At 44.8% G+C, this 19,370-nt stretch carries 26 protein-coding genes; all 26 read right to left on the minus strand.

The genetic code is table 11. From position 1 onward, the window contains the following. Positions 1–7: 7 nt before the first annotated feature. Positions 8–4,309 (minus strand): phage tail tape measure protein, encoded by a 4,302-nt coding sequence (locus tag I2I04_RS20160; RefSeq protein ID WP_005681019.1) that lies wholly within the window; start codon positions 4,307–4,309, stop codon positions 8–10. 343 nt (positions 4,310–4,652) lie between these two features. Beyond that, positions 4,653–4,880, minus strand: a complete 228-nt coding sequence (locus I2I04_RS20165) for a helix-turn-helix domain-containing protein (protein ID WP_004303369.1) — start codon at positions 4,878–4,880, stop codon at positions 4,653–4,655. Between the two features lie 5 nt (positions 4,881–4,885). Further along, on the minus strand, positions 4,886–5,125 hold the full coding sequence (locus I2I04_RS20170; protein WP_004318202.1) for a DUF2442 domain-containing protein: 240 nt from the start codon (positions 5,123–5,125) through the stop codon (positions 4,886–4,888). A 6-nt stretch (positions 5,126–5,131) separates the two neighbouring features. After that, positions 5,132–5,437 (minus strand): DUF4160 domain-containing protein, encoded by a 306-nt coding sequence (locus I2I04_RS20175; protein ID WP_004303371.1) that lies wholly within the window; start codon positions 5,435–5,437, stop codon positions 5,132–5,134. 33 nt (positions 5,438–5,470) lie between these two features. Next, positions 5,471–5,881, minus strand: a complete 411-nt coding sequence (locus tag I2I04_RS20180; RefSeq protein WP_004325872.1) for a hypothetical protein — start codon at positions 5,879–5,881, stop codon at positions 5,471–5,473. Positions 5,882–5,885: 4 nt separating this feature from the next. Then, on the minus strand, positions 5,886–6,332 hold the full coding sequence (locus I2I04_RS20185) for a hypothetical protein (protein ID WP_004318197.1): 447 nt from the start codon (positions 6,330–6,332) through the stop codon (positions 5,886–5,888). Continuing rightward, the gene (locus tag I2I04_RS20190) at positions 6,329–6,763 is read right to left on the minus strand and encodes a lysozyme (RefSeq protein WP_004325871.1); all 435 of its coding nucleotides are present in this window, start codon (positions 6,761–6,763) and stop codon (positions 6,329–6,331) included. The genes I2I04_RS20185 and I2I04_RS20190 overlap by 4 nt, the downstream gene beginning before the upstream one ends. Beyond that, on the minus strand, positions 6,760–7,572 hold the full coding sequence (locus I2I04_RS20195; protein ID WP_004325870.1) for a hypothetical protein: 813 nt from the start codon (positions 7,570–7,572) through the stop codon (positions 6,760–6,762). The genes I2I04_RS20190 and I2I04_RS20195 overlap by 4 nt, the downstream gene beginning before the upstream one ends. Positions 7,573–7,581: 9 nt before the next feature. After that, entirely contained in the window at positions 7,582–8,532 is a 951-nt protein-coding gene (locus I2I04_RS20200) for a DUF6712 family protein (RefSeq protein WP_004325869.1), read from the minus strand. Then, a complete protein-coding gene (locus I2I04_RS20205) occupies positions 8,516–9,217 on the minus strand; it encodes a hypothetical protein (RefSeq protein WP_004318193.1) in 702 nt (233 codons plus the stop codon). The genes I2I04_RS20200 and I2I04_RS20205 overlap by 17 nt, the downstream gene beginning before the upstream one ends. Beyond that, positions 9,210–10,574: a hypothetical protein gene (locus I2I04_RS20210; RefSeq protein WP_004318192.1), complete on the minus strand. Its 1,365-nt coding sequence runs from the start codon at positions 10,572–10,574 to the stop codon at positions 9,210–9,212. Before I2I04_RS20210 ends, I2I04_RS20205 begins: the two co-directional genes overlap by 8 nt. A 4-nt stretch (positions 10,575–10,578) precedes the next feature. After that, positions 10,579–10,857: a hypothetical protein gene (locus I2I04_RS20215; RefSeq protein ID WP_004318191.1), complete on the minus strand. Its 279-nt coding sequence runs from the start codon at positions 10,855–10,857 to the stop codon at positions 10,579–10,581. Then, complete coding sequence (locus I2I04_RS20220; protein WP_004318190.1) at positions 10,845–11,366, minus strand: hypothetical protein; 522 nt, start codon at positions 11,364–11,366, stop codon at positions 10,845–10,847. The genes I2I04_RS20215 and I2I04_RS20220 overlap by 13 nt, the downstream gene beginning before the upstream one ends. Positions 11,367–11,374: 8 nt before the next feature. Next, entirely contained in the window at positions 11,375–11,719 is a 345-nt protein-coding gene (locus tag I2I04_RS20225) for a hypothetical protein (RefSeq protein ID WP_004318189.1), read from the minus strand. Positions 11,720–11,738: 19 nt separating this feature from the next. Then, positions 11,739–11,966 (minus strand): hypothetical protein, encoded by a 228-nt coding sequence (locus I2I04_RS20230; RefSeq protein WP_004318188.1) that lies wholly within the window; start codon positions 11,964–11,966, stop codon positions 11,739–11,741. A gap of 156 nt (positions 11,967–12,122) precedes the next feature. Further along, complete coding sequence (locus I2I04_RS20235) at positions 12,123–12,356, minus strand: hypothetical protein (protein WP_004318187.1); 234 nt, start codon at positions 12,354–12,356, stop codon at positions 12,123–12,125. A gap of 13 nt (positions 12,357–12,369) precedes the next feature. After that, positions 12,370–12,744 (minus strand): hypothetical protein, encoded by a 375-nt coding sequence (locus tag I2I04_RS20240; RefSeq protein ID WP_004325868.1) that lies wholly within the window; start codon positions 12,742–12,744, stop codon positions 12,370–12,372. After that, positions 12,741–13,097 carry a hypothetical protein gene (locus I2I04_RS20245; RefSeq protein ID WP_004318185.1) on the minus strand — a complete coding sequence of 119 codons (357 nt, stop codon included), beginning with the start codon at positions 13,095–13,097 and terminating at the stop codon, positions 12,741–12,743. Before I2I04_RS20245 ends, I2I04_RS20240 begins: the two co-directional genes overlap by 4 nt. Further along, on the minus strand, positions 13,094–13,444 hold the full coding sequence (locus I2I04_RS20250; RefSeq protein ID WP_138294011.1) for a hypothetical protein: 351 nt from the start codon (positions 13,442–13,444) through the stop codon (positions 13,094–13,096). The genes I2I04_RS20245 and I2I04_RS20250 overlap by 4 nt, the downstream gene beginning before the upstream one ends. Further along, complete coding sequence (locus I2I04_RS20255) at positions 13,441–13,692, minus strand: hypothetical protein (protein ID WP_004318183.1); 252 nt, start codon at positions 13,690–13,692, stop codon at positions 13,441–13,443. The genes I2I04_RS20250 and I2I04_RS20255 overlap by 4 nt, the downstream gene beginning before the upstream one ends. Positions 13,693–14,069: 377 nt before the next feature. After that, positions 14,070–14,456: a hypothetical protein gene (locus tag I2I04_RS20260; protein WP_004303389.1), complete on the minus strand. Its 387-nt coding sequence runs from the start codon at positions 14,454–14,456 to the stop codon at positions 14,070–14,072. Positions 14,457–14,913: 457 nt separating this feature from the next. After that, positions 14,914–16,635, minus strand: coding sequence for a hypothetical protein (locus tag I2I04_RS20265; RefSeq protein WP_118049951.1), 1,722 nt, complete (start codon positions 16,633–16,635; stop codon positions 14,914–14,916). Continuing rightward, positions 16,595–17,275 (minus strand): hypothetical protein, encoded by a 681-nt coding sequence (locus I2I04_RS20270; protein ID WP_004318181.1) that lies wholly within the window; start codon positions 17,273–17,275, stop codon positions 16,595–16,597. The genes I2I04_RS20265 and I2I04_RS20270 overlap by 41 nt, the downstream gene beginning before the upstream one ends. Further along, the gene (locus tag I2I04_RS20275; protein ID WP_118049953.1) at positions 17,256–17,600 is read right to left on the minus strand and encodes a helix-turn-helix domain containing protein; all 345 of its coding nucleotides are present in this window, start codon (positions 17,598–17,600) and stop codon (positions 17,256–17,258) included. Before I2I04_RS20275 ends, I2I04_RS20270 begins: the two co-directional genes overlap by 20 nt. Further along, on the minus strand, positions 17,575–18,249 hold the full coding sequence (locus I2I04_RS20280; RefSeq protein WP_004318179.1) for a DNA-methyltransferase: 675 nt from the start codon (positions 18,247–18,249) through the stop codon (positions 17,575–17,577). The genes I2I04_RS20275 and I2I04_RS20280 overlap by 26 nt, the downstream gene beginning before the upstream one ends. A 156-nt stretch (positions 18,250–18,405) precedes the next feature. After that, on the minus strand, positions 18,406–19,353 hold the full coding sequence (locus tag I2I04_RS20285) for a hypothetical protein (protein ID WP_004318178.1): 948 nt from the start codon (positions 19,351–19,353) through the stop codon (positions 18,406–18,408). Positions 19,354–19,370 lie beyond the last annotated feature (17 nt).

Raw genomic sequence — 19,370 nt, forward strand, 5'->3', positions numbered from 1 at the left:
TGATTACTTATTTTCCGCGTGTAAAGGTGTCGCGGGCGTTATCTATAGTTTCTTTGGCCTTCTCCAAATCCTGGTAAACGATATAGGCCTTTATCAATTTGATAGCCTCACAGGAGGCGCGAAGCTCCTTTGCCGCTTCCAGGAACTCCCGGTAGGAAGAATCACCTGCAGGGGAAGTCACGTAACCGCCTTCATAATATTCACCCGGATTCTGTGGTAACGGGTTGGCACTGGTACGCTGCCGCCTGATCGCTTCGATAGTGCTAACGGCGTCGATCACTTTAGGATTATTCATTTCCGGCTGTGGTACCACATATTCCCCCTTATGAACCACGCCGGCCACTTCATAACGTCCGCCGGGACCGGTGTAACCACCTTCATAATACCCACCACCGGAAGAACCGGAAACAACACGTTCAGCCGTGGCGGTCTTGCTGCCGGTGGTGTTTTTCAAGGACATGTTTTTAATCCTGTCCCGTTCTGCCTTGGCCGATGCAAGCTGGGCCACACCGGTAGCCGCAAGCATTACTGCAGCAACGGTTCCGGCAATCGGCCCGAGGTCCGCGTACGCCTTCATAATCGAAACGGCCGTATCTGCTATGATCTGGGAACACTTGATAGCAAAGTTTACATCCGCGTACTTCTTTTGAATCTCCAGTTTCTTATTTTCCTTCTCTTCTTCCAGGGCGGCAGTATCTTCACCGTTGTTCTCGGCTTCCTGTATGAGAACATCGTATTTTGCTTCCACCTGGTCGATTTCGGCTTGTTGAATGGCTTCCACCATGGAAGAGGAAAGACCGGAATAGTAGTCAAAGTATTTTTTAGCGTTATTCATCTGCATTTGCAGCTTTTTACGCTGGTATGTCTTTTCATCTATTAATTCCTGATCGTGCAGATTCTTTAACAGGGCCAGTTCATTCTGGTATTCCTGTGCCCATGATACGCCGATCTGGGATTGAATCTGGTATAAACTATTCTGGTACTCAAATTCAAGCTGGCTAATTTCCTGCTGTTTCTGTTTCTCCAAACCAACGGTAGAAATTCCCGCCTGCCTCGCTATCTCAATTATGGCATTATAAGTCGTTTCTACATCCTGAACCTGTTTCCGGTGTGCTTCCTGCATACCGGTTATTCCTACCGGAACGGAAGTTATTTCACGTACTTTTTGAGCAATGGCCGCCCGATCACGCAATAACTTCATTTCAGACTCACGCACGGCGTCGGCCGCTTCCGTCGCTGTTTCTATACGTTTCTGTTTACCGGTAATTTCCAAAGCGGCAATATCATTCTGGTAAGTACGGTTTATCTCCAGAAGTTCTGCGGCGTGCTCCGCTTCAACTTCCAGCATATAGGCGTCGGCGGCTTCCTGCGTGATACTTTGGTTTAATACCGCTTTTTCCATGGTGTCCTTCTGGACATTGTAATAGGCGGTTTCAATCTTTAACCGTTCGTCCCGTTTCTCCTGTACCAGTTTTATACGGGCGTCCTCCTGCTTGCCGGTTTCCGTAAAAATGGCCGTCTGTGCTTCTGTTTCGAGCTTGTGGATTTCATCGAGTAATTTCTTTTTATTAGCCGGCGTTTTTGCTTCCAGCTTCTGGAGTGCGTCGATACGTTCCCGGTAATAGCGAAGGTTTTCCGCCGTCCCTTCGAGAATATACTGGGCTTCCGTCTTATTTTCCTTCTCCCGGTTCTGTTTGATTAGAAGCATACGTTTTTCGTGCTCGATCTCCAGAGGTTTTAACGTGGCGTCCGTTTCCGTATTTTTATACTCCCCGGCTTCCGCCTTCTTTTTGACCTTCCCCAGTTCGTTTAAACGTTTTATTTCGGTGTCGATACGTTCTATTTCCTTGTTTTTCTTGGCGATATTCGCTTCGCTGTCTTCCGCCCACTGTTCCTGAACCTTTTTCTTTTCGGCCTCCAGTTTCTTTATGAGGGATGTTTCAGTATTTATATTTTCTTTATTGGTTCCGGTTAATGAAGTGGCCGTCGCCTCTGTTTTTAAGATATCATTATTGATCTGGGCGATTGCTGATTCTATACCGGCCAAATCCTTCTGTGTTGTCTGTAGGGCTTTCAACTGGTTAGCCTCTTTTTCCGTACCAAATAAACGGCTTATTTTAGCGGTAAGACTGTTCCGGTTATATCCTGACAATGTATTTTGCTGGCGGGTGTCCCAGTAAGCGTCGCTTTGCTCTGATTCCTGGCTTTCAAGATTCCTTTTTTTCTTGTACAATTCTTCCAGTTCCTCCTGGTAAGCTTTCAACTTGATTTGTTTTTCCAAGGAAACTAAATATTGATCTATAGCCTCCTTGTTGTTGTTTATGAGCCTGCCTTCTTCATTCAATTCCGCATTATAATCCGGTATCAGTTCTTTTAATTCAGCGAGCCTTTGTTTACGGGTGTAGTTGGAAAGGTTCTCGTCATTAATAGCAGCTACAAGAGTTTTTATTTTTGCTTCCTGGCTGGCATATTCTTCATTCACTTTCTTTACGACTTCCTGGTGGGCCTTCATCGCCGCCGAAGCCTGTTCCGTCTTCTTTGCAAGCTGGTAGATAGCAACACCGGCTGCCACGAGTAACGCGAGCAGGGCCGTATATGGATTCTTCAAAAGTTCGATCCTCATTAACCGAAGGGCGGCGGTACATCTTTTAATATTCAGGTGCAGCAATGCCTGGGCCGCCGCATAAGCCAGAGTAGCCGCCCGGCTGATATAAAGCTGTACGGCGTGCGCTTTCTCTGCAACGACCGAAGCAAGGGTCGCCGTTTTAAAACGGGCGTGCCACATGGTAGCGATTTTCAGTCCTCCATAGTAAGAAACCAAATAAGCGGTAACGGTATAAGTGACAACACCCCATTTATTAAACATGTCGATCATACCGCCCACACCTTCCACCATAAGCGTAACAAGGTCTATTAAATCCCGAAGAATACCCTTTGATTCATAGAAACGTAAAACTACCCCTTCGATAGTTGAACTTAATGTATTGAGGGAACCTTGTACATTATCACCCATTTCTTCCGCCATGGCATTAAATCCCTCTTCGGCTCCTGTTACTGCATCACGGAGATTTAAAACGGTATCAGTACCATTTAAAAAGGTATTAAATGCGGCAACCGAACGTTTATCCGTTAAATCCAGTGCCTTATTAAGGTCTATTCCTTCACTGTTCAGCTTTTTCAGCCCCTTTACAAGGTCTTCTAAGTTATCTACAGGACCACCAAGGGCAAGTGCAAGTTTACCGCTACCGTCAGCCAAGTTAAGCAAAATATTACGTGTTGCCGTCGCTGCCGATGAAGCGTCGAAACCGCTGTTTGCCAAAGCCCCCAAAAGGGCGGTCGTTTCCTCGATCGTGAATCCGAAAGAATTAGCAACCGGCCCAACAATAGACATTGCCGTATTTAAGTACTCGAAGCTTAAAGCGGATGCGTTACATCCCATAGTCATAGTAGAAACAGCCCGTTCCGTATCTTCCGCATCAAGGTTGAAAATACGCAATGTTGCACCGGCAAGCGTAGCAGCCGAGGCAAGATCAGTGTCCACAGCCTTAGCGAATTTCAGCACGGAAGGCGTCATCGCTTTAATATCCTCTTTAAAAAATCCCAGCTTGGCAAGCTCTATCTGAAGTTCCGTTACCTGTGCGGCCGTATAAGAAGTAGTAGCACCCAGCCGGCGCGCTTCATCTGTTAAATCCTTGATACTCTTTTTCGTGGTTCCCAGAATAGCGGCCAAAGTACTGTTTTTCTTCTCGAACTCTATAATAGTACTGATCGCATCCCTTAGCCCGCCGACAATCTGTCCGGTTATCATTGCGCCGATAGTGACAAACACACCGGCCAGAACCGTTTTTATCTTATTCAGGGAAAGAAGGGAACCGCCGAAACCTTCCGCCTTTTTCGTGGCCTGCCCGTATGCTTTCTCAACTTCTTTCAGTTCCTTCTCCAGGGCGGCATATTTTTCCGGCTGCAAGGATTTCACCGTATCGCGAAGCTCTTTCCGCAAGGCGTTTGCCTTCCTTGCCAGCTGGTTGGCACTCATGGTGGTTTTATCCAGCCGTTTCTCACATTCGGCAATCTTCTTGTTATTCTCGCCGATCGTCTTATTATTTTCTTTCAGTTGCTCATCAAGCCTTTTCCATTGTTTACCGCCAGCTTTCCCGGTGGCGATTAAATCGGTCATAGCCTTTTTTATCTCCTTATTGCTATCCCGGAGCTCCTTGTTCTTTTCTGAAAGATTATGTATTTCCTTCTGCGCATCGGAGGCGTTCAGGGTTAACACCCATTCGATATAGTCAGGTTTTAATTTTGCCATAAGAGTAAATTTTATAAGGCAAAATTATCCTGGTGTAAAGTGGCGGAAAAGGACACAAAAAAAGCCCGTAGAACCATTCTACAGGCTTATTATACTAAGAAGAAAGTATTTTATCTCTTAAAGGTAAAATCCGAAGGATCAAAACATTCTTTATCCTTAATTGTTGCCCGATCTATCATCCAGCAAATGTACCAGGTTAGAGGAACCGATATAAGAGGCGTCACGATAAAGGAAAGAAAGGCAAAAGCAAGCCACCCGGATAAAGTAGCCGGTTTATGCTTACATCCTACGAAAAAAAATATTACCAGGAAAAAGCCGATCAAAAATAAAATATCTTCGTATGTCATACAATCATCGTTAGTTCTTTACCGATATCTTTAATAGTATTTACTATTAGGGCCTCCCGTTCTTGTGAGGGCTTTTTTATTCCACTTATATATTGAGACATAAGGCTTTGACTTATTCCCATACGTCGAGCCACCGCAGAAGCATTTAGTTCCGGGTGAGAAATAAAAATCCGATATAAGAAAGTTTCTTCCTTCTTATCTTGAATAGCTAAACAATCATTCATAGGGTCTAAAAATATGCAGCTATACCAATTTCATATAAAAACTCCGGTGCAAGGTCGGCACCATTGGCCCATTCAATAGTAGCACGGGTTAAACCATATTGAACAAATTTTTCCTTATCCAATAACTCCCCGAAAACCTCACCTGTAAGATAAGGTTCCAAATTTACGATCTTTTTACTCCCGTCGCTGAAAGTAACAAGAAGCTCGTAATTCCTAATATAATCCACATCTATAACCCGTAACATAAGCGTTTATTTTAATGGTTCAATTTTATCTATTTTTTCCCCTTTTTGGGCCTTTTCCCAAAGAGAAAGTATTTCTGCCTCGTGCAAGTTAATCCACTCATTTACTTTTGCAATAACTTTAGCTGGAGCCTGACCGTCTACAATCCGATCCAATACGCTAATAGAACATTCATAATCACCATAAGTAAAATGAATATGTGGCGGATTATGATCTTTCCAATAGAGGAATATAATAATACCGAAGAATCTACAAATTTCAGGCATAAACTTTGTTTTATTGGTTACTGAAACAAAGATAGGTAATAAAATCATTACCTACAAATATTTAGGTATTAATTTTATTACCTATTTTAGCGAACTGGCAAACATTTCTTTTATCCTTTCCCTTACATAATCCTGATATTCATATTTAATCTTCCCGAGTGTGTCATGATATAGAATCCCGTATATCTGCCGGTTATAAATCTGGTAATTACCGTGTTTCTTCATATCCAGGAAGCGGGTATATAATGGAAGGTTAGAATGTGCGATTACTCCTTCGCCGTCCGGAATGACCGAATAATTCGGGTTCTGTAGTGCGGCCATTAATGCACCGGATCGCCCTTGTATGATCTCCCCGGTTCCCTGTACTTTCCTACGCTCACGGCCTTTCTGGTAAATCCGTTTGGTAGCGATATCCAGTTGGGCTTGAAATATGTCCTGTATTCCACGCCCGATCCGGTCGGTAAAAAAATCCGTTTTAAAATTCTCGGCCATTCAGTTAGAATCTTGTTTTAAATGAGAAAGCCAGGCTCCACCCTGCAAACGTCCGGTAAAAGCCGGATTCCGGAAGAGTGGAAAGGCTGGTTAAATCCAGTTCCTTAGTGACAGGGCAACCGGTGGCAGAATCTTCTATCAGCATTTGTTTGATACGCTCCATAACCGGCTGCACCTCTTCGATAGTCTCATAAGCCCCTTTACGTTGGGGATCGTACTTGCTCATAAGGAAAATAACGCATAAATTATTTTCCCTCACATTGTCAGCCGAAAGGCTGGCACCCGTTCCCGACGGAATCAGAATAAAGAGCACCGGACATTCTTCTTTTGATAGCCCCTGTATCGTCTTACTCATTTCCTCGTCAATGGTAACGGGTAGCACCTTCTTTATTTCAGGAATACGTTTTTGTACGCCTTCCCAGTATTCACGGTAAACCTTTATATCTATCATATCGTCAATCCCTGATAACGTTTCGCCTCCCATTCACGGCGGGTAACAAGCCCCGGAAGAATCTTACCGCCCCCGTATATCCACTTTTTAAACTCTGCCGGTATGGATGGCTCATACGCATCCGCTCTGATCTTCTTATAAAGCGTTGATTTCTTGAATTTTCCGATACCTACATTAAAGCAAAAGCTTACTACCGCGTCAAACTGGTACTGTCCCAAATGAAGGGGAAGCGCGTTTACCTGGTTTTCTACCGCCCTGATATCCGATTCAAAGAAAGCGTCGGCCCGGGCCTCGGTGATAACATCTCCCGGTTTTACGCCGGTTGTGTGACCGTAACCGATCGTACATACTCCCGCGGCACATACATACGCTTTCAGGCGTAGCCCCTCAAATTGCTTAATCTTGTTTTTTGTTCCTGTTGTTGTTCTCATTTCTTGTTACGTTTTTGGTGTAAATACTCAAACTTACATTTATACAGATAAAGTAATACATCCCAAAAGGGTGTATCGTCCACCTCCTTCTTATTACCGAACACGCCGGAAGCCGCCACTTCAAAGACTATTCCGGTCCAGCCGGTTTTATCGTCCGCCTTCCGGTCCTCGGATGCCAACTTCTGAAATAATATCCGAAAGTCAATATCTTCACCACCAATATAAACCGGTCCGGAAAGAACCATTTCCCAAACAGCGGAAAAGAAGTTTACCGCATGAATGGCAAGCAAGGAAGGAACGGCCGGCATCTTCTCCGGGTCCTTGTACCGGTAAAGCTTTAATGTGATATCCTGGAAGATTTCATTTATAGCCGGTTCGTCTTTTTCTGTCGCCGCCTGCTTGCTTTGCTGCAACAAATCCAGGCAATCACAAAAGTTACCGAAAGTAAGACCGTTCAGCATGTCACCGACACCATGCCAGCTCCCAAAATCCTGCATCAGGTTACGCCCGGTTTTCAGAATGGGCGTAACGATCCGCTCGCCCTCCTTACCGGTCGTATAAGAGAAAAAGCCGTCCAGCTTTTCCAGTTGGCCGTCCAGCTCCCGGATGATCTCACGCCGGTACATGGTGTAATCCGCTTTCATGCCCAGAAGGAAAGAAAGCCATTTTACGCGGAACTGTCCGGGGCTGATCGTACCGCGGTTCATCAGTACCGACAATATAAGAAACTGCCGGTACTGCTCACTGCTGACTTCATCCAGGCATGAAGGAACCTCCGCCGTCTTACTATTATATGTAAACTTCTCCATGTCCGGACATTAAAAGGTTATTCCTTTGGATTGTACGGTAACACCCGGTATATAGTAATCCACCGTTTCCGACTGCGCATCCAGTTCCCTGATGATATCCTGCAATACATCCAGGTAAGCCGCCGCGTCCTGCTCCAGACTGTTAGCAACCGATTGCCGGGCCTCTTTTTCCGCCCGCAATTTATCCCGTACGGTTGTGCTCTGCTGTACCTGTACGATTCCATTGGGTAGAACTTCCACCGGTAAACGTTCAACGGCCTTTTTTATGGTGAGAAGTGCAAGCGGGCGGCGTACATACTCCAGCAATTTCTCCGTTAAAACGGTATCGCCTTCAATCAGTTTATTATAACGGTTCCGGGTGATAACAGGTATTATCTGCCCGTCCTGGACTTCCCGGATCATAGGAATAAGCACCAGAAAAAGCCGGTGACTGCCGATATTGTAATATTCATCGAACGTTTCCTTATTCTGGATTAGAAGCCGGTTTATAGCCTTTTTCTTAATGCCGTTCATCCAGAAATCAAACTTTTCGCGGTCCATTAACTCCACCAACGCGTCTACGGCTTCATAAGCCAGGTTCCGGATATTCTCTTCATCCTTGAACTCCTGTAAGGCGGTCATACCCGTTTCATTCTCTCCAAGGTGTTTGCCACGTCCGGCCGTTCCGTGTTGTGCGTCTAAAGTGGGAATGACCTTTAACCAGGTAAACATTGCCACCGCCTGCTGCATCAGCCGCAAAGTTTCCGCCATGCCGTCCGGTTCCGTACCGTCCGCATGATCTTCACGGTAATACTTATCTACCGCGTCTATGGGTTCCGTTCCGATGATAGCCTGTAAATCCCGAATACCCAGCGGTAAGATAGGTTCCCACTTGGTAAAATCAAGATCATTATCGATCAATCCCAGAACACGGACTATTTCACCGGCACCGTCACCGCCTTTATTAAATAACTTCGTCATTTGCTCGGTCTCTTTTTAATGTATATGGTTTCCAATTATCAAAATCCTTTGTGAAATTGTTTATTTCATCGTAGAACTCCTTATAAAAGCGGGCCAGCCCGGTATCTATCGTTATACAGGTCTGCTCCGTGCGCGGATTGGTGTTCACATTGGCCGAGCTTTCTATTACAAAATCAAAAGCGTTACCAAAACCGGCCATTACTTTAGCATGATTACGGAAGATGCAGACACGTGATCCGAAACGTTCCGCCACCTTCTTTAGGTATAAATAAACATCCGCGTAGGAACCTTGAAAGATTTCACCTACATAAAAATCCGCGTGCCCTATGTCTTTTCTCTCCAGCCATTTCTCCACCTCCTTAACATCGGTAATTGCCATACACCAGGTAGAAATCAGAACATATTCCACCGGTTGTTGCTTCACGATCACACGAAGATAAGTAAGGCTGTCAACGTCCCCATGACTGATACAGTGATAAGACGCCCCTTTCTCAAAATGCCAGGGCAAACACTCTTCCAGGTGCAGCTCCGATTTTATCCGCCGGTCAAAATGAACGTTTTTCGTCCGGCGGGCCTTTATATGCTTATCCGGGGTGTTATCGGCCCGGTTCTCTTCCGGTTGCCGGTCGCTTACCGGTTCTTCCGGCACATCTTCCGGTTTCGGTGTAAAAAACAGACTACGCATTTTCTTTCATACGGTTAGAGGGTGAAACGTTCTGTTCCGCTTCCACTATGGTACGATAAAGCCCTACTTTCGTTGCGGTACCCGGAAAGTTGGCATTAATATACTGCTGTAACGGCTTACAAAGGATCATGTCCGGAATAGCCGTTTCAGAAGCGTTATACACTTTCAGGCTGTATAATTTCTCCGATCCGGAAGAAAGTTTGTTTTCTATAATCAGATTTGAAAGTACCGGATCAAGACCGAAGCCGGAAGTGGCGGCAGCGTCCGCCTTATTGGATATCTTAATCTGGGCGTCCACATAATCCTTTATCTTCTTATCCAGTGGTTCCACCGTCCAGCCCTCAAAGTTATTCGCTTCCGGATTCCAGAATTTGGTCGTGTGCATGTATTTTCCGGCGTTCTGCCTTCCGGTAATGTTGGAGGCGAATTTCTCCATAGCTTCGTCCTTGAAATCTTCCAGCATCTGGGCCGTGTATTTCTCGCCCGTACGCTCGCAAACCTGTTTTATACGTGCTTCCGCGCGGTCCCAGTAAGACTGCGGCGATTCGATATGCAGGGAAATGGCCGAAGCGTTTTCGTTATAGGCGATCAGGATAGCGGCCAGACCGCCGGCAAGCTCCAGCCAGTCAAGCGCACCCAAAAAACGCGGTGTACTCATAAAATCCTTGCAAAAGGAATAGATATTATAATATTTCACAGAAACCGGATATTTGAACGGGTGGGCCGGATCAAAGACCGGGTAACGGTAAGTATAGGCCGGATCAGGATAAGGAAAGTCGCCCACAAGTACTTCCTGCGGTTCATCCTCGCCGTCGGGAGGATATACCAGGCGGGCCTTCTGGTAGGGAATATGTTCCAGCCGTACCAAACGCCCGGGATTGCCTACACGCGGCGCACGGTTCCGGACAAACTTTATAAAAAAGCCCTGCATGTGTGTTAAGTCTACGAGTGAGCGGTGAAGAACCGTCGTGTAATCCCACGACTCCAGGTCGGCGGTTATTTCCGGATCGAGTTTCCAACGCCGGTAAAAACGGTTATTCTCTTCGTCGATCGCATCCTCATACAGCCGCGGGCCTTCTCCCCACTGTAAACCGGCTATTTTACCCATAATACCTTCACCGGCGTAGAATTTATCCAGTAAACGCATGACCTCGCCCGGCATGTCGTTATTGTCACCCATGGGAACGATAAAGGTACCGTTTACGCTGATCTTTCGCGAAAAGAAAGCCCCCCGCCGGTTTAACTGGATGCTGGAAGGTTCCCAACCTTTACCGCGGCCACCGATAGAAAAGGAGATCAAACCCTTGTCGGTGCCGGTATCTATAATTCCAAAGTTGCCACTTCGTCTTATTTCCATAATCTTAAATCGTTATTCTTTTCCCGTTGAACTCCATTACCAGACATTCCCAGCAATTCAGCGGCCGGCCCGTTGTGGTGTCCGTCAGGAATAGTTTATAGCTTGAATTTTCGATGCTTTCATCCGTCGCCTTTTTCCTCAAACGGGCGGCAGTAAGTATCACCATGTCGCCGCCGTCCCGCGTCTGACGGTTCCATTTCCGGAACTTGATAGAAAAGGTACCCCCGGAAATGGTAATCCGCTTCATCTGTTCTACCGCTACATAAAGGTTTATTTTTTCCATAGCCGGCGGATAAAGTTTTTAATACTGGCCCAGTTATCATGTACCAAGCAGAAGGATAGAAAGAAAAACATGAATTTTAGGAACGTCCATAGGCTACACCCGTTTGTAGTCTTTTCTTTTTCCTGGCTTTGTTGCTTAACGTCGGATTTACGGGTAACGGCTGTTTCCGTTTGACTGGTAGTTTCCTTATGATCCCGGAGGGAACTGCTTTGATTCTTTCCAGTTCTTTTTTCAGTTTTTCGGTTACTGAAATCAATTTCTTTAATTCTTCCGAGGCTGTCGTAGTCGATACGGATATGCGTACTATCTTCCCGGTAAACGTCAAGTACGTGCTCCTCATGGCTCGAATCTCTCCGCGCAAGTTCAATAACTCCGTCAGTAGTTGTTTGTTTTTCTTCTCCAGTTGCTTCTGTAACCGTTTTTCGTGTAACAGAGCGAGGAGAACGACAACCGTAAAAACAAGCTGCAAAACAAATAAGAATAAGTAGGTGTACGATTCCATGTCTCATAATTGATTTTAGTTATTAGTGTCGAAAGTGATAGATTTACGGTTCAGGCAATTTTTCACCCCGCAAAGAAACGGTTTCATGATATCCATTACGCGGGCGTTCTGCCTGATATCCTTTTCCATTTCGTTACATTTCTGCTGGAGTTCCCGGTACTGGCTCTCTACATCGTCGATCCGCTGTTTCAATTCCTTACGGTCATTCTTCATATCCTCAATCAGTTCCTGGTAAACCTCCTGTACTGACTTCATGGCGTCAGCTTCCGCCTGTTTACGGGTATACCGGAGAGTGAATAACCAAGTCAGGCCACCCGTGCAAAGAGCTGTAATAATCGCTGTAATTATCGTTTCCGTCATATTAGTAGAGTTGAAAATGTTACATTATAGTCCGGACGATACATACATGCGTCAAATAACCCGCCACGATCCCGGCCAGGTCTGCCAGAATATCCTTCCAGTCCCATTTATTACAGGGGGACATTTCATCCCCGTATTCCTTACCCAGTGAAGCACCCAGGGCAAAGGGAACACCATAATCACCCAACAGGGCACATATAGCGTAATTAATTCCGAAATGCTTCCATTTGTCCGTTCCTATTTTCATAATTTGAATCATTGGTTACTGCAAAGGTGGGAAGAACGGAAACGGACGAAAAGGACATAAAAAAGAGTGCCGGGAACCACCCCGGCACAAACAAACCCTAACCTGGGACTTAAACCCAACGGCTGCCTTTTCAGCCGGTATGCTAAATTGTTAATATTAAGGATTAGACAACTTTTCGATGTCTTTTTTCATCATACGTAATAATTGAATCCTTCTTAACACCTCATTTGTTGGTGTACTTTCATCTCCTTTCTCTATTAGGAAATCGATTAGGTCCTCAATAACTTCGATGTAACAAGCGGAAACCGGTTCCGTCTTAGTTTGCCACTGTGTCAAAATCTCGGCACTTTCATCTGTTATATGTGCGCCGTTTACTTCTATATCTTTCATAACAAATCTTTCATTAAACGTTTTTAATCGGTGTAGTCTCTAAGGTAGTGAAATCAATTATTCCGGCCTGCCGGTATATCCCGAGGGCGACTTTCCTAAACCGTTCGTAATTACGTCTGTCAATGGGCGATAACTGCCACCTCTTCATGTCTTTCATCAAATCCGGTATATTATTGGCACTATTATACAGACAGTTGTTTTTACCGTACTCGTGATGAAGTGATACAGACTGAAAATCACCGGAGAAAACAACCAACCGCAAACGTTCAAGTTCAAGGAAAGCAAACTCATTGTTAACCTTCTCCACCTTATAGGCTCTTAATTCAATGGAAGGCGTGCCGTATTCACGTCTAACGAAAAATAGGATATCAGGATTATTTGTATTCATTTGGCACCTCCTTTTAAGTCTTCTAATTTAATATGTGAAATACTTGTTATACTTTCCAGTACCCCGTCGCATACACTTTTAACCCTTAATCCGCGGGAACCGTCTTTCTTGGGTAAATTCAGGTGATAATACGGGCGATTCCTCCAGAATGTAATCCGGAAAATCCAGCCACGAACTTTAAAAGTAGCATTGCTTATTTTATAATCAATCTGTATCAGATCACCCGGTTTAAATTTACTTTCTTGTAGAAACATTTCCTGTATTTCTTCCTTTTCCTTCTTTATTTCCTCAATCCTTTTATCATTGTTTTGTAATTGAGTAAGTAACACTTGCTGATATTCAGTATATATCATTCGGCACCTCCTTTCTTTTCTATCTGGGGACGCTCTGAAAACCTATATATTCTTTTAACCCGGTAAATGAAAAAATAGGCTACAGGCTTGTCATAGCCGTTATTATGTGTTTTAGTGTCCTGATCTATATGAATAAACCCGCTACCGGAAGATATTTTCAGCGGCATTGTTTTAGGGTATTTCTCGTTCAGCTCCTTTACCTTTGCTTCCAGTTCAGTTTTAAAAGCATCAAAGGAAATTTTATCAGGGCAAAGCGTATTACCAAACTGGTTTGCAAACTCTGCCATTTCAGCACATTTTCGGTTCTGTGGCTTATATTCGTTAAGCTCTATAAAATAAGATATCATTTTCGGCCTCCTTTCCTCGCTTTCTTGGCACGACACACACATATAACTGCACCAATGACAGCCGGTGGATAGATAAAAGTAAGACAGAAACAAGCGATAGCAGATAAGTAATAAGCCCCAGAAGTTGAACAAACAGTACATTCATGTTTCGGTTCCTGAAAATAACGATGTTGGATTGTGTTTACGTCCGTGCTACCAGTACGGAACGAAGGTACATAGCTTGTACCGGATTGAAATTCATTTTTCATAACGGTGTTAATTTTGACTATTTTACATGGGAAAGGCGGTTACCATTTCCCCTAATTCGTCAAAATTAACACCGCAAACCGTCCGGAGATCGGGTTATAAGTTTAGGGAAAGGCAACCGCCTTGTATTAAACAAGCACTTATCGGGCATAAAAAAAGCCCGTTATTTATTCGAGCCAATAACCGAGACTCACCGGACCGCACCAGCGGTGTTAACTTTGACAGGGGCAAATGTCGGCATTAAATTCTGAACAAAAAAAAAAAAAACGTTAATAAAAGTTTATTAGGAAAGAAAGTTTCTCGACTCTACGATTCGTTACTTCGTAACAAAAAACGCCCACCTGATTAAGGGTGAGCGTTACACACTATAATTAATATTCTATTTGTCTTTTAAATTAATTCCCTCTTTTATCTGTTCATCAGAAGTTACCTTTTTACAAAGAATATAGTGATAAACAGGGTCTTTGCTCATTCCTTGTGTAGGTGTAACCGGATAAGCCAGTATTAGTTCCCAACCCAATTTAGCCAAATAGTTAACGGCGTCTATCATTGAATTAAAATTCATCTTTTCACCGTTTTCATCTACTAAAAAACGAGCATTTGGTGTTGCCCATTTTGCCTTCTGGCCGAAATCTACTTCTATTTTTACTTTTGTACCGGTTATATTTCCAGTACCCACGATTTCACAATAAGCCTTATACGGTTCTTGTGCAATGGCTGCCATTGTTAGTATGGCCAATACAATAACTAAAAAAAATCTTTTCATATCAGTAACTTAAAATTAGTGTGTACTTTAGTTTGTACAACCCCGTAAGTCCTGACGGTATATATGCAGTGTAATTTTGACGATTGCAAAAGTACTTAAATATATACATTTATAAAAAATATTACCCCAAAATCAATCAAAAATGAAAGGCAACCGCCCCAAAATACACGGTAATTCACCCAAAAATGGGCAAAAAATGAAGCAAAAACGCATAAAAAACACGCTTTTTCGCGTAAAATTTTGGTCTAAATGCAGATAAACGACTGAAAAACAATCAAAAACCGGAGAAAATTTCAAAAACTAAAAAAATAGCACCTTCCGAAGACCGAGCCGCTCAGAAGTCGGAAAGCAGTTGCCCTCCCCCTAAAAGGTGAAATATGACCTCTCCCGGAGGGGTACCCGTAACCTGGTAACACAAAAAACGCCGGAAAACCGATTTTCCAGCGTTACAAGGCAATTACCTTTTATGCCTGTTCTCTATCCATTGATCCACAAACGAGTCGGCCTGCAGCGTCCGCTTGCCTCGTACTAAAGCTATCCAGCCGGGGCGCATCAGTAAGTATTTGAAAGCGTCGGAGAAATTGGTGGATAACATCGGTAGTTTTTTCGGTGCCAGCTTTTCGGACTTCTTCACTTTGAACACTACCTTAGAGTTACCCCGGTATTTGATTTCAGCCTTTGCCTTTTCTACGGAACTAACCATTTCTTTACAGTTCACCGCATCAACCAAAAGGATAGGCAGGTTATTGTTGGTACCGCCCATAATCTCCTGCATGAAGTCGTATTCCGCATCCTGCCGGATAACTGCCTGTTTACGGCTCTTTAGGTTTACGATCCAGCCGGTACGGTTCCCGCTGCCGTCTTTTTCTATGGCGTCTTTGATCTTACCCGCGTAATCCTCCTTCTGTTTCTCAAAGTTATTACCTGCACGGTCATAGTACAAATCCAGTTCTTTGTATTCGTGGTTCTGGAAGAAAGAAAGGAACTGGTCGGCGATCTCCCGGAACCAGCCCGGCGGTATCTCAAAAAAGTTCTTATGTACCCGGTAATAGGCACCGTCCGGCTGACCGATCACCAAAGAAAGCATATTACCGAAGTCCATACCGCCTTCAATCGCTTTATCATGGTGCAGGTACCGGAGTTCCCGCGAGCTGTAAGCGGCTTCTCCGGACATGGTACCGTTATAATACTTATGTCCTTCACCAAACAACACATAGAAACGTAAATCCCTGCGAAGACCGGGACGCATACCCACCACCGACTTTTTAAATTCGTGAAGCTCCAGCGTACCATTATACAACCGCTTTAAATAATCAATCGTAAGTATCTCAACATTAGCGAATGAAGAAGCGTTAAGAAAGAACGTTTGTCCTTTTCTCAACTTCAACAAAGCCCGGTCGTAATATTCAATATCCCGTTTCAAACGTTTCAGTTTCAAAGGGGAAGGCTTATTTTTTCTTTCTTCTTTTAATAGAGAAATTACCAGGTCATTACGCATACTTGCCGCCTGTACTATTTTAATGATCCGTTCCGGGTCCATTTGCTTGACATACCGGAAAAACCAGTCGTACTCGTTTTCGTCGATATCCGGCATATCGGTAGTAATGGTTATCCCCAGGAATAAATGGGAATGTCCGTAAGTGATCGCATCACCGCGAAGAATAGGCATAGCGCGGTTTACTTTCATTTCCTTGTCGTACTTCGCTTCATCATAAAACAGATGTATTACAGACTTTCCGGCAAGCAGCGAAGGGTTATCCAGTGATCCCATGAAAATAACACATCCGTTCCAGAAGCTGTAAACATGCTTGTAATCATCCACGATAACCGAACATTTACGCCGCCAGGATTCAGGCGGGCGGGTATCTTTTACATAGTGTACCCCTTCGATCAGGCCCATAAGCTGCCAGCCCTTCTGTACGGCCGGCATTATATTATCTTCCAGGTTACTGTAGGTATTGGCAACAAAAGCGAACGCACCGCCGGGCATTTCTTCCACACAACGGGCGGAACGCCTGGCTTGTATAACGGTCGATTTGGCCGTACCGCGCCCGTCAACAGATACAAGGATAGTAGTATCGATCCAGTCCGTCAGAACCTGGATTATATGGCCGTATTTGATTTCCACATCATCGGCGTTACTCACCTTCGTTATCTTCCCCGAACTCTTTGATATCATACAACATACGTTTTTTCAGGTCAAAAGCTTTAATACGCGCGTCCTCTTTTATATTATCACGTACAATAACAGGAATTTCCGGGATCGCGTCGATAAACTCTTCCAGTTCCTTACGGTCGATTTCAGGAACACCCAGATCCTTACGGCTGGTAGTATAAATAACCGTGCTTTTCTGTGAAAGCAGTTCCTCCGGTATTTCGGCCTGTTGATCCTTATAACATCCGCGAAGTTCCGCCGCCAGTTTCAGCAGGTTCTTAGCCTCCTTCACATTTCCCATAAGAAAGACGGTATTCGCCCAGTTTTCGGCCTTTTCCGCATACAAGTTAGCGAAAGCCTGCGGGCGTACGTTATCCTGCGTATAAAAGAAATTGAGACTGTCAGCGTACACCTGGCGGGCCATCCAGTCCGAAAGGCCGTAAGGTTCCGACTTCAAAAGGCGGATGATGCCGGCCTTTGTCACCAGCTTACCATTTATACGCATACGGGCACGAAGGCCCCGTACCATTTCCATAAGGCTGTAATATTCCCTTTCATCGGGCGCGAGGGCTTCCAGCGTACCGGTAGAAAGAATCCTTTGAATCTGGTTGATATCCACCTTGTCAAAGTCTATTCGTGAGGGCTTAATTAAATTCGTCGTCATCCATTTGTTCGATTAAACGTTCAAAAGTATGTCTTTTCCGTACGGCCTCCAGCTGTTTTATAGCTTCCACGTTTCCGCCTTCCGCCGCTTCATGGAGTTTTATTTCAGGCGCGGCACGTGCTACCAGAATCCCTTCCCGGATCAGGAAGTTAACGGAAGTTCCTACCGTTTCCGCATCCCGGACAAAAAGCCCGGCATCCTCCAAAGAAATCCCCAGGGAAACGGCTATGTCTTTCGGCGAATACCCTAAAGAAGACAAACGCCGTACATCCTCCTTTTGCTGCGCATCCAGGTAAATACTATCCACCACCGTTAAATCGTTCATACGCATCTTTTATTCGTTTCTGTGCCGTGAAATAATAAATTTCGTCCTGTTCCATTAATACAAAGTTCCGGCCGCTTTCAATGGCTGCCACGGCCGTAGTACCGGAACCGCCGAAAGTGTCCAGGATCAGATCGCCGGGCTTTGTACTGTCTTCAATCAGTTTACGGATCAACGCCACCGGTTTCTGTGTGGGATGAACCTTTTCACCTTCTACCAGTTTCGCACCGGAAGCAAAAGACCGGATATTATCTATTATGTTTGTGGCACCGATAGAAACACCCTTTCCGCAATGAAACAAAATAAGCTCATGTATAAAGGCGTAATGATTACCCGGGCCCGACTGTTTGTTCCAGACGATCATGTTTGACGCACCTAAATACAAGTCAAACAACGGATAATAAAAAGCATACCCGCGCCAGTCCGTAAAAAAGTACACACAAGCACCGGGTTTCTTTACCCGGTTAAACTCCAGGAACAAATCCCGGTAAAAGGGTTTACAGATAGACAAATCTTTAAAACTGCCTTTCTGCCCGTTGTGTGTCATTCCCAGGAAATAAGGCGGATCGGTTATTATACAATCTACGGAATTGTCCGGAACACGTTTCAACGCCTCCAGGCAATCCTCGTTATATATTTGGTTTGTAATCATTGGAAAGTTGTTTAAGCCGGCTTTCTTCTTTTTCTATCCGGAGGGTTAATGTCTTGAGCTGGTGCCCCAGCTCCGAGCGGTCGCAAGGGTGAGAGAAACGGCCCAGGTTCTTTGTGATCCGTTGCCGTTTCCCTGTCAGACTGGCAATAAGTTCAATTACTTTTTTTTTCGCGCCTCAATTTCTTCCTCTATGGCCTTCTGTGTAGTTTCCCACTTTTGGATCAATGCAAGGGCACTCGCTTTCTTCTTCTCATCATCCCCGGCCTGTTCCAGTTTCGCCTTATTCTTTGAAAGGTTGGCGCGGGCGTTATTCAGTGCCTTTTGTATGTCGATATCCGAAAGGTTCTCGACGCCCTTACGGACGGACAAACTTTTTACCTTCTCACATTTACCCAGAATCTTTCCGTTCTCCCGGTAATATTCCAGTTCATCCCACATCTCGCGGTTAGCGATGAAGTTTTCCACAACCGCCTGCGCTTCCTGTGCTGTAGAAAGTGAACTGACATCATCCGGCGTAGCTTCCAGGCGGGCGAAAGCTTCCTTATACTTCCCGTATGCGGTGAACATGTCGGAAACAAGTATTTTCAGAATGTCGGGACAATCCGGAGAATTCAGGAAGGTAAATTTCTCGCGGAAACGTATCATTTTGGTTACGGTTTCCGGGGCTGCTTTGTATCGTTTCTCCGCCTCTTCCAGTTCCTCTTCCAGCTCTTCCACACGGTCGGCATTTTCATCCATGGAAAGAACCTTATCCCGGAAATCGGACGAAACGAGTTCTTCCACACTGACGCCGAAAGATTCGGCAAGTTCCAGCAGCAAATCATCGCTGTATTTTACCGGCGTTTTGGATGTTTCCTCCCGGGCGGGTTCCATTTTTACCGCGGTCAGCTGTTTGGAGTTTCGCCGGATCGTCTTAAATTCACGTTCAGAAAGCCCGGCCAACTTCCGTAGTTCCTCTAAAAGAATGGCCTTCATCGTTTCCGTTTCTCCCTGCCGGCGGAATGACTTCTTTAACATACGGTTGATACCGTATTTCTCGTACAGTTCCACGCCCTGAATAAAGTTACGCGGACCGGCCAGATAGGTAATAATTTCCTGTTTCATACTATATAAAATTTGAT

Source organism: Bacteroides sp. 1001136B_160425_E2 (genome assembly GCF_015559655.1).
Classification (GTDB): Bacteria; Bacteroidota; Bacteroidia; order Bacteroidales; family Bacteroidaceae; genus Bacteroides; species Bacteroides luhongzhouii.

Coding starts and splice junctions, on each gene's coding strand:
- I2I04_RS20160 (WP_005681019.1), bottom strand. CDS start 4,309: ATGGCAAAATTAAAACCTGACTATATCGAATGGGTGTTAACCCTGAAC.
- I2I04_RS20165 (WP_004303369.1), bottom strand. CDS start 4,880: ATGAATGATTGTTTAGCTATTCAAGATAAGAAGGAAGAAACTTTCTTA.
- I2I04_RS20170 (WP_004318202.1), bottom strand. CDS start 5,125: ATGTTACGGGTTATAGATGTGGATTATATTAGGAATTACGAGCTTCTT.
- I2I04_RS20175 (WP_004303371.1), bottom strand. CDS start 5,437: ATGATTTTATTACCTATCTTTGTTTCAGTAACCAATAAAACAAAGTTT.
- I2I04_RS20180 (WP_004325872.1), bottom strand. CDS start 5,881: ATGGCCGAGAATTTTAAAACGGATTTTTTTACCGACCGGATCGGGCGT.
- I2I04_RS20185 (WP_004318197.1), bottom strand. CDS start 6,332: ATGATAGATATAAAGGTTTACCGTGAATACTGGGAAGGCGTACAAAAA.
- I2I04_RS20190 (WP_004325871.1), bottom strand. CDS start 6,763: ATGAGAACAACAACAGGAACAAAAAACAAGATTAAGCAATTTGAGGGG.
- I2I04_RS20195 (WP_004325870.1), bottom strand. CDS start 7,572: ATGGAGAAGTTTACATATAATAGTAAGACGGCGGAGGTTCCTTCATGC.
- I2I04_RS20200 (WP_004325869.1), bottom strand. CDS start 8,532: ATGACGAAGTTATTTAATAAAGGCGGTGACGGTGCCGGTGAAATAGTC.
- I2I04_RS20205 (WP_004318193.1), bottom strand. CDS start 9,217: ATGCGTAGTCTGTTTTTTACACCGAAACCGGAAGATGTGCCGGAAGAA.
- I2I04_RS20210 (WP_004318192.1), bottom strand. CDS start 10,574: ATGGAAATAAGACGAAGTGGCAACTTTGGAATTATAGATACCGGCACC.
- I2I04_RS20215 (WP_004318191.1), bottom strand. CDS start 10,857: ATGGAAAAAATAAACCTTTATGTAGCGGTAGAACAGATGAAGCGGATT.
- I2I04_RS20220 (WP_004318190.1), bottom strand. CDS start 11,366: ATGAGACATGGAATCGTACACCTACTTATTCTTATTTGTTTTGCAGCT.
- I2I04_RS20225 (WP_004318189.1), bottom strand. CDS start 11,719: ATGACGGAAACGATAATTACAGCGATTATTACAGCTCTTTGCACGGGT.
- I2I04_RS20230 (WP_004318188.1), bottom strand. CDS start 11,966: ATGAAAATAGGAACGGACAAATGGAAGCATTTCGGAATTAATTACGCT.
- I2I04_RS20235 (WP_004318187.1), bottom strand. CDS start 12,356: ATGAAAGATATAGAAGTAAACGGCGCACATATAACAGATGAAAGTGCC.
- I2I04_RS20240 (WP_004325868.1), bottom strand. CDS start 12,744: ATGAATACAAATAATCCTGATATCCTATTTTTCGTTAGACGTGAATAC.
- I2I04_RS20245 (WP_004318185.1), bottom strand. CDS start 13,097: ATGATATATACTGAATATCAGCAAGTGTTACTTACTCAATTACAAAAC.
- I2I04_RS20250 (WP_138294011.1), bottom strand. CDS start 13,444: ATGATATCTTATTTTATAGAGCTTAACGAATATAAGCCACAGAACCGA.
- I2I04_RS20255 (WP_004318183.1), bottom strand. CDS start 13,692: ATGAAAAATGAATTTCAATCCGGTACAAGCTATGTACCTTCGTTCCGT.
- I2I04_RS20260 (WP_004303389.1), bottom strand. CDS start 14,456: ATGAAAAGATTTTTTTTAGTTATTGTATTGGCCATACTAACAATGGCA.
- I2I04_RS20265 (WP_118049951.1), bottom strand. CDS start 16,635: ATGATATCAAAGAGTTCGGGGAAGATAACGAAGGTGAGTAACGCCGAT.
- I2I04_RS20270 (WP_004318181.1), bottom strand. CDS start 17,275: ATGACGACGAATTTAATTAAGCCCTCACGAATAGACTTTGACAAGGTG.
- I2I04_RS20275 (WP_118049953.1), bottom strand. CDS start 17,600: ATGAACGATTTAACGGTGGTGGATAGTATTTACCTGGATGCGCAGCAA.
- I2I04_RS20280 (WP_004318179.1), bottom strand. CDS start 18,249: ATGATTACAAACCAAATATATAACGAGGATTGCCTGGAGGCGTTGAAA.
- I2I04_RS20285 (WP_004318178.1), bottom strand. CDS start 19,353: ATGAAACAGGAAATTATTACCTATCTGGCCGGTCCGCGTAACTTTATT.